Here is a 1,586-nt window from a genome sequence, read left to right as displayed (position 1 = left end):
GTGCGAAACAGAATTGTGATTATACAAGAGCGATGCTTAAAGGGGGCTGAATAATCAAGAGAAAATGAGGGGTTTTAAACGAAGAAAAAATTCATAAAAAGATAAAATTTAAAAGAAACGCCAAATGAAAAAGCGAGGAAATTTAAAAGTAATCAAACCCAGTGCGCTTTCGCATACAAAATTCTACTCTTAAAATTCCCTCATATTTTAAAATTTCTAAATTTCTAATACGCCATCAGCTTTGCGCCGAAGGCTCCGCGCACTAAGCTTTCGCTTTTATTTGCCAGCTTATCCATCATCTTTTCATACGCCGAGGGCTCCTGCCAGATCGGATCTGCTACGCCGCTAGCCTTTACGAGCGCACTTTTAGCGTCCTCTAAAGAGCCCACCTCGTCGATAAGTCCGACGCCTTTGGCGCCACTAGCTAAAAATACTCGCGCATTCGCCCACGTATCGCGCTTTCTAAGATCTAGCGAGCGTGCCTGCGCCACCTCGCGCGTGAATAGCTCGTAGCTCTCATCTACCAGAGCTTGCAGGCTAGCGCGCTCCGCGTCGCTCCATTTTCTCATCATCGTGCCCGCCTCTTTGAGCTCGCCCGCTTTGACGATCTGTTCGGCAAAGCCTAGTTTAGCGGCAGCTTCGCTCACATCTAAGCCCTGCATGATCACGCCAATGGAGCCGATGAAGCTGCCCGGATTTGCGTAAATTTTACTAGCCCACACGCCGCCTAAGTAGCTGCCGCTCGCCATCGTGCCCTTAGCGTAAGCAACGACCGGCTTGCGCGAGTTTAGTGATTTGATAGCCAGCGAAATTTCCACGCTCGGGCTTAGCGCGCCGCCGGGGCTGTCGATCAGCAGAAGCACCCCTTTGATCGCTTCGTCGTTTTTCAGAGTTTCGATCTTTTCTAAAATTTCGCTATCGTCCATTATCGCGCCGCTTAGCGAAAGCTGAGCGAGATTCGCGCCCTTTTGTTGCGCGCTTTCGCCGCCTGCAAAAATCAAAAACAAAATAAGCAGAAAAATCAAGGATTTAAAGTATTTGTTGATAAACCCCAGCACGGCGCCGATCGGCGCAAAGATGTTTTTTAGAAATTGCATTTCATTCCTTCGATAAAAAGTGATTTTGCGTTTTTGCTCTGCAAAATGAGCTGTAGCGCCAGCTGGCTCTGCTCGCACTCAATGCCTTCAAAAACGGCGATATCGGCGAGCTTGCCCTTTTTCAGCTCGCCCAAATTTAGTCCTAGCGCGGCGGCTGCATTTCTCGTCGCGCCTAAAAGTAACGCCTGCGCCAGTTCCGCCAAGCCCAGCTCGTCGTGCATCATTAAATTTGCGCGCAGCTCGTCTAAAAAGCTTAGGCTAAAATTCGAGCTAAGCCCGTCGGTAGCGATGTTGTAATTAAGCCCGCTTGCGAGCAGCTTTTTAAAGCTCAGCCTCTTTTTGCTAAGAAGGCGGTTGGAGCGCGCGCAGTGCGTGATCGAGTGAAGTTTCGGATCAAAAATGCTAAAATCATCCACCCAAACGCAATGCGTAAAAAGCGTGCGCAGCCCGCTAAAATGCGCTACAAAGCTCTGCGGCGAGTAAAAAGGC

The 1,586-nt window shown here is 49.1% G+C and carries 2 protein-coding genes; both read right to left on the bottom strand.

The window, feature by feature from the left end:
• Positions 1-224 precede the first annotated feature (224 nt).
• Positions 225-1,097, bottom strand: a complete 873-nt coding sequence (gene sppA / locus Q0101_RS06445; RefSeq protein WP_297943421.1) for a signal peptide peptidase SppA — start codon at positions 1,095-1,097, stop codon at positions 225-227.
• Positions 1,085-1,586: amidohydrolase family protein (locus Q0101_RS06440; RefSeq protein ID WP_297943419.1), on the bottom strand; the 502-nt coding region annotated here is incomplete at its 5' end. The genes Q0101_RS06440 and sppA, both read right to left, overlap by 13 nt.

It is taken from the genome of uncultured Campylobacter sp. (genome assembly GCF_937921625.1).
In the GTDB taxonomy this organism is placed as follows: Bacteria; Campylobacterota; Campylobacteria; order Campylobacterales; family Campylobacteraceae; genus Campylobacter_B.
The sequence above is the reverse complement of the archived record's forward strand: the minus strand, read 5'-3'. Positions and strand labels throughout refer to the sequence as shown.